Below are 5,902 nucleotides of genomic sequence, written 5' to 3' on the forward strand. Positions count from 1 at the left end.
GCTCTCCGGGCGCGGCGACGCTGCTGCGCCGCCGCTTCCAGCCGCCGCTGCCGCCCGTGGCAAGCGGCACGCCCGCGCCGCAGCTCGTCGATCTCGGCATGCCGCTGCCGGCGATCGAGGCAGACGCCGCGACCAACTCGATCCTGGTGCGCGACAAGCCGCAGCGGATCGAGGCCGACGAAGCGCTCGTGATGGACCTCGACGTGATGCCGCAGCTCGTGTCGATTCAGACCTGGGTGGTCGATGTCGATGCGGACGCGCTCGACGCCTTGCAGGCCGCTTTGCCTCCCGCGCTTGCGACGGCCTCGGGCGACGTGGTGCCGGGTGTCGGCGTGGCGCCGGACGGCGGCCACGCGCTGCTCGCTCAACTGCACGCGCTCGCGGCCGAGCGGCGGGCGCGGATCGAGGTATCGCAGACGTCGCTGACGCAGGATCGTTCGCCCGCCGTGATCGACCGTCACGAGGAACGGCTCGCGCGCGAGGCTGAAGGGCGGCCCGACGAGCCGCGACGCGACCTGTGGCTCGGGGTGCGGCCGACGGTGAACGGGAATGCCGCGGCCGCGATGATCGGGCTCGGCGTCGAGATCGGCCATCCGGACGATGCCCGGCAATACCGGCACGTCGAAGGTAGCGTCGCGGCCGGCGAATGCCTCGTGATCGAGGCGCCGCGCGACGCGTCGGCGGAGCCGAACGCAGGTTCACGGCTCGTGCTGCTGGTGCCACGGGTCGTGGCGTAGTGCGCCGGTGAATGCGCCAGCGCTGCGCGCTATGCACGTTACGCGCGCAGCCACATGAAGTTGCCGGCTGCGATGCCCTCGAACATCTCGTCGCCCGATGCGAGGATGTTGTTCTGCCAGTAGCGGCCGTGTTCCGCGTAGTGCGCGAACACGTCCGCCAGATATTCGCCTGTCACGTCGTTGCCCATCACCACCCGCACGAGCAGCACGATGCTGCCGGTGTCGGAGTCGAGACAAAGCTGCGCCTGGTCCTGCGCGTAGATCAGCAGGTTCGCCTCGAGCATCAGGCGGAACACGACCAGCGTGCGCCCGGCCGTCACCGTGCCGTAGTGGAAGCAGACGTAGATCGAGTCCGGGTCGTTCTCGTGATGATCGAGACGGACGTCGAAGCCTTCGATTTCGAGGGCCTGCGTCTCGACGATGTATTCGGCGTCGGGTAGCCCGACCACGTCGCAAATTTCGTGGATCAGCCCGACGAAGCGTTCCCTGCTCATGGAATCGATTTCCTATGCAGCGCGTGGTTTGCCCGGCAAAAAAAATCGGGCACGGAGACGGAAGGGCGAGCCTTCCGCACCGTGCCCGTCGCACGGGACTGCATTGGCGCGTCGGATCTTACTGACCCTTCGCGGCGTCCGAGATATTTTTCGCGCCGTTGTTGCCGACCGACGCTGTTGCCGAGGTTTCCTGCTGCTGGATGTTGATCTGCATCGACGCCATCGTCATGGCATTGTTCTGATCGGCCATCTGCTGCATCTGGCCGACCATGTCAGCGCTTTGCGCGCCGCTTTGCTGAACACCACTGGCTGCGATAGAAGACATGATGAATAACTCCAAAAAAAGATTGAGAAAGAAACTGCTCACTGCCGGTTGCCCTGCGGGCCGCTTGCTGCTGCCCTCGCGGGCGGTGAATTGCGAAAAAACGCCGGGACAACCCGTTCAGGCCGATGCGCCGTGACGCTCCTGTATCGACAGCACGATGCGGCGGGCGGCGACCATGCCCCGGTACAGCTTCTGCAGATCGAGGCGCTCGCCGTCGTCGGCCGCCGTCTGCGTGGCCTGGCTGATGCGGCGCGCCGTCTCGTCGAACGCGGCGGCGATGCGGGCGACCCGCTGGGCGCCGTCGGGTGCGGCGAGCGTCGCGTCGAGCGCGCTCAGATCCTGGGCGATGGGTATCAGTGCGTCGTACATGTCCGTTCCTTGAGTGTTCAATTGTTTGCCTCGTCCTCGCTGCTGGCGAACAGATGCTTGGTGCCGTCCGGGGTTTCGGCGTAGCGCAGTCCGCCGGTCGCGACGACTTCCGTGAACTGGGCGTCGTGCGTCGGCAGCTCCGCTTCCTTCACGTCGATGTCGATGCGTTTGGCGTTGCGGTCGAGATCGGCGCGTACGCCCGCGATCAGCGTGCGGAAGGTCGCCATCGACGGCACGCTGCCCGTCACGCGGAACACCCCGTGGCCCACGTAGTCGACCGTCGCGCCCGTACCCGTCAGCGACTGCTGGATGTTCGAGACATCCTGCTGCGCGACGTCGTATTCGCGCCGCACCTTGCCCGGTGCGATTGCGTCCATGATCCGCTGTGCCTTGGCGCTGTCCTTGTACTGCGGCACGATGCCCTCGACGACCACGCCGTCCTTGCCCGGCATCGCGTGCAGGTCGGCAAAGCCGGCCCGGTGCAGCGCGCCGTCGATCTCGCGCGCGAGCGATGCCGGGTTGAACTTCACGTTGGCCGCCTCGCTCGACTGCGTGCCGGCGAACATGGTGCCGACCGCGCCCAATACCCCGACCGCCACCGTGCACATCAGCGCGGCCACCGTGGTGCGCCAGGTCAGCTTGCCCGACAGCCGGCCCGACGCGGCGAGCAGCGCGAGCACCGGGTTGAGGCGGGGCGCGCCGTCGGTGCCGGCCGCATCGCTATCGGCGGCTTGCGGCGCGTCGTTCCGCGCGGGCCCATCGTTCGCGACGTTTGCGTCGTCCGCGGCGCTTGCAACGGCGGCATCGTGCGCCGGCGCCTCGATCGGCGGCTCGGCCGTCTTCCACAATCCGGCAAGCAGATCGAGATCGCGCGGCCAGTCCGCGTCTTCCGGGCCGACGCAGAACACCACGTCGCCAAACGGCACCGCGACGAAATCGGCAACCAGCACCTCGTCGCCGTTCGACGACTGCAGGCGGGTCACGCCCTCCTCGCCGACGACCAGCGTCACGTCGTCGACGGTCCAGTCGGTGATGCAGAGGTCCGCATCCTCGGCGCCGCCGATCCGGTAGCTGCCGCTCGTGAGCTGGACCTGGGCTCCGGCGTGAGTTCCGGTCAGTACTCGAAGGGCTTTCATGTTCGTCGTTCCCATTGATCCGCTGATGCCTGAAATACCTGAAATGCCTGAAGGGTGCGGCCGTCGTTTTCGCCGCTGTTAGCGGCCGCAACCGTCGAATCCAGTTTAGGTTTTCGCCTCCGGCGCAGCGGGCGGCATGCGAACTTGCAGCGTCGTATCCGAAGCGGCCGGCGTGCCGTCCGCCGTCGATTGCGCGACGCCGACGGCGTCGAGAATCCGCTGCCGGATCATGGCGAGCGACTGCTCGTCGTCGTTGTAGTCGACGCCGGCGTCGCGCCGCGCGAGCGCCGTGTCGAGCGACAGCGCATGCAGCTTCGCCGTCACCGCGGGCTTCGGCGACACGGCGGGCGCGTAGGCGAGCGATGCGTTGTGGTACGACTGCAGCCGCGCCGGCTGACGGCGCCTGACCATGCTGAGCGGCGACATCATCTGGAGCAGGTAGGGCACGAGCAGCAGCGGCCCGTCGTGCGGAATCTGCGAGAGCAGATCGAGCGCCGCGCGCGTACCGTCGGCCGCGAGCCGCGACGGCAGATCGGGCGAGCCGATCTTCTCCTTTGCGAGCAGTTGCATCGGGCTCGCGAGCGCCTGCAACCGCACCGGCCGCATCTTGCCTACTTTCGCCGCCTGGATGCGCGTCGAGCGTTCCCGCTTGTCGCCGTCGCGCCGCGGCTGGCGGCCGTCGGGCTGCCCCTGCTGTTGCTGCTGCGGCTGGCCGTCGTCCCGCTCGCGGCGCGGCTCCTGGTCCTGGCGCTGCTGATCGCGTTCGTGTTCGCGCCCCTGATCCTGCTTCGGCTGCTGCTGATCCCGGTCGCGCTCGCGTTCATGTTCACGCTCGTGCGGGTGGGAATGCTGATGCTGTTTCTGCGGATCGTCGTCGCGCCGGTGCTCGTGCTCGTACCGGTTCAGTTGCGATCCGTCGTCCGGCTGCTCGCGAATCTCGGTGTCCTTCGCATGCGACTTGCCCGACGATTCGGGGCGCGGCCGCTGGCCGAGCCTGGCAAATTTCTGCGCGGACGGCGATGGCAGCCGGTTCGCGCCCATGAAGGATTTGCCCTTCCAGAACGCCGCCGCCATCTTGTTGTGCAGCATCCGCGCGCGCTGCATCTTTACGCGCTGCACCTTGAAGCGCGTAAAGGTGCCCGCTTCGAATTTCTGCTCGGTATGCGCTTCCTGCGAAAGCTCATCGGCCTGATGGTTCGAATGGCCGTTGTTGCCGTGGATGCGCGAGCTCATGACGGCACCGCCAGCGTGATGATTTCATTCGCGAAGTGCAGGATCGACGCGGAGCCCCAGGCGCCCGTCACGAGCACGGTGATGACGACCGCGACGAGCTTCACCGCGTACGAGATGCTCTGGTCCTGCAGCGAGGTGATCGCCTGCACGAACGAGATCGCGAGGCCCGACACCGCCGCGACGACGATGACCGGCATCGAGACGGTCAGACACAGCAGCAGCCCTTCGGTGGTGACGCGAATGAGCGTATCGGTTTCCATGAGATGCCTCAGCGGTAGGTCATGATGAGTCCGTGGATCAGCGTCGACCAGCCGCTCATCACGACGAACAGCAACAGCTTGAACGGGATCGCGACGTTGGTCGGCTGAACCTGGCTCAGGCCCATCGCCATCAGCACATTGGCGATCACGAGATCGACGACGACGAACGCGATGTACAGCAGGAAGCCGATCTTGAACGCGTCGGTCATCTCGGTCAGCGTGAAGGCCGGCGCGAGCACGATCAGGTCGTCTTCGCGCAGCTTCGAGGCAATCTCCTTCGGCCAGATCACCATTGCCGAGCGCACGAAGAAGCGTTTCTCGCGTTCGCCCGCATGCTTCTTGAGGAAGCCCCGGAACGGCTCCCTGGCGGCATCGAACGCGTCGAACACGATGGTCGACGAATCGGCGCCGGGCGCGCGGTGGGTGTTCTGCATCGTCTGCATGGCCTGGATGCCGATCGGCGCCATCACGTACGCGGAGACCAGCACGGCGATGCCGTTCAGCACCATGTTCGGCGGCACCTGCTGCACGCCGAGCGCGTTGCGCAACAGCCCGAGCACGACGACGATCTTCGCGTACGACGTGGCCACCATTGCAACGAAGGGGATCAGGCTGATCGCGACGACGGTGATCAGCAGCCCGGTGAGATCGTTAAACTGAATCATGGCCGCTCGACAGTCGAAGAAGACGCACGCCGAGATGGTCGCCGACGCTGACCAGTTCGCCGAAGCCGATGGTCTGCCCGTAGGTGACGAGGCGCACGCGCGCGTCGGGCACCTGGGTCGGCAGTTCCAGCACGTAGCCGGCGCGCAGCGCGGACAGTTGCGCGACGGGCATCGACACCGTGTCGATCTCGAGCTTCAGCGGCAGATCGAGATCGCTGATGCCGACCGGCGAGTCGATCGAGTCGGTGAGAGGAGCGCTGAAGCGCGTGTCGTGGCTCATGGTGGGGTCCTCGGTCAGGGTCATGGTCTGTTGGGTGAGGTCGACCGGCACGCGCAGTTGGCGGGTGCCGTAGCGGCCCCAGACCACCTGCGCGCGCGCGGCTTCGGCGGCATGTCGCAGCAGCGCGGCGACGGGTTCGGAAACGGCGCGCAGCAGCACGTCGCCGGGGCGCAGCGAGTCGAGCTTCGTCACGCTCATCGCCTTCTCGCCGATGGTCAGGCGCCCCGGCACGGCGATCCCGCTGACGTGCGTCGCGTAAGGCGTGAACTGCCGCGCGACGAAGGCTTCCAGCGCGTCGAGCCAGCCGTCGTCGATCTGTTCGAGCGTCGCGTCGATACGCTCGCCGCCGAGCCGGAACGCGAGCGCACAGCACGGGCCGGGGCCCGCCTCCTGCGCGCGGTCG

8 protein-coding genes and 1 pseudogene are annotated in these 5,902 nt (G+C 67.1%); 1 reads left to right on the forward strand and 8 read right to left on the reverse strand.

What is annotated here, in order from left to right:
• Positions 1-737 (forward strand): annotated as a pseudogene (locus G3N58_RS33165) (type II/III secretion system family protein); the annotation flags it as partial.
• Between the two features lie 38 nt (positions 738-775).
• On the opposite strand, the gene G3N58_RS33170 reads toward G3N58_RS33165, so the two are convergent.
• The 8 genes from G3N58_RS33170 to sctQ form a co-directional block, all read right to left on the reverse strand.
• Entirely contained in the window at positions 776-1,231 is a 456-nt protein-coding gene (locus G3N58_RS33170; protein WP_167044094.1) for a CesT family type III secretion system chaperone, read from the reverse strand.
• Between the two features lie 118 nt (positions 1,232-1,349).
• A complete protein-coding gene (locus G3N58_RS33175; protein ID WP_205193003.1) occupies positions 1,350-1,556 on the reverse strand; it encodes a hypothetical protein in 207 nt (68 codons plus the stop codon).
• 117 nt (positions 1,557-1,673) lie between these two features.
• The gene (locus G3N58_RS33180; protein WP_167044091.1) at positions 1,674-1,925 is read right to left on the reverse strand and encodes a type III secretion system protein; all 252 of its coding nucleotides are present in this window, start codon (positions 1,923-1,925) and stop codon (positions 1,674-1,676) included.
• A 17-nt stretch (positions 1,926-1,942) separates the two neighbouring features.
• Positions 1,943-3,061 carry a secretion protein SctD gene (locus tag G3N58_RS33185; protein WP_205193001.1) on the reverse strand — a complete coding sequence of 373 codons (1,119 nt, stop codon included), beginning with the start codon at positions 3,059-3,061 and terminating at the stop codon, positions 1,943-1,945.
• A gap of 105 nt (positions 3,062-3,166) precedes the next feature.
• On the reverse strand, positions 3,167-4,294 hold the full coding sequence (locus G3N58_RS33190; protein WP_206001299.1) for a helicase: 1,128 nt from the start codon (positions 4,292-4,294) through the stop codon (positions 3,167-3,169).
• The gene (gene sctS / locus G3N58_RS33195) at positions 4,291-4,554 is read right to left on the reverse strand and encodes a type III secretion system export apparatus subunit SctS (RefSeq protein WP_167044082.1); all 264 of its coding nucleotides are present in this window, start codon (positions 4,552-4,554) and stop codon (positions 4,291-4,293) included. Before sctS ends, G3N58_RS33190 begins: the two co-directional genes overlap by 4 nt.
• An 8-nt stretch (positions 4,555-4,562) precedes the next feature.
• Positions 4,563-5,219 carry a type III secretion system export apparatus subunit SctR gene (gene sctR / locus G3N58_RS33200; RefSeq protein WP_167044079.1) on the reverse strand — a complete coding sequence of 219 codons (657 nt, stop codon included), beginning with the start codon at positions 5,217-5,219 and terminating at the stop codon, positions 4,563-4,565.
• The coding region (gene sctQ, locus G3N58_RS33205; protein ID WP_206001300.1) for a type III secretion system cytoplasmic ring protein SctQ at positions 5,206-5,902 on the reverse strand (697 nt) is incomplete at its 5' end. The genes sctQ and sctR, both read right to left, overlap by 14 nt.

Origin of the sequence: Paraburkholderia sp. Ac-20342, from assembly GCF_017104985.1 — a bacterium.
Classification (GTDB): Bacteria; Pseudomonadota; Gammaproteobacteria; order Burkholderiales; family Burkholderiaceae; genus Paraburkholderia.

Bases quoted from the DNA above. Each gene is read 5' to 3' on its own strand.
- G3N58_RS33180 (WP_167044091.1), bottom strand. From the start codon at position 1,925: ATGTACGACGCACTGATACCCATCGCCCAGGATCTGAGCGCGCTCGAC.
- sctR (WP_167044079.1), bottom strand. From the start codon at position 5,219: ATGATTCAGTTTAACGATCTCACCGGGCTGCTGATCACCGTCGTCGCG.
- G3N58_RS33175 (WP_205193003.1), bottom strand. From the start codon at position 1,556: ATGTCTTCTATCGCAGCCAGTGGTGTTCAGCAAAGCGGCGCGCAAAGC.
- sctS (WP_167044082.1), bottom strand. From the start codon at position 4,554: ATGGAAACCGATACGCTCATTCGCGTCACCACCGAAGGGCTGCTGCTG.
- G3N58_RS33185 (WP_205193001.1), bottom strand. From the start codon at position 3,061: ATGAAAGCCCTTCGAGTACTGACCGGAACTCACGCCGGAGCCCAGGTC.
- G3N58_RS33170 (WP_167044094.1), bottom strand. From the start codon at position 1,231: ATGAGCAGGGAACGCTTCGTCGGGCTGATCCACGAAATTTGCGACGTG.
- G3N58_RS33190 (WP_206001299.1), bottom strand. From the start codon at position 4,294: ATGAGCTCGCGCATCCACGGCAACAACGGCCATTCGAACCATCAGGCC.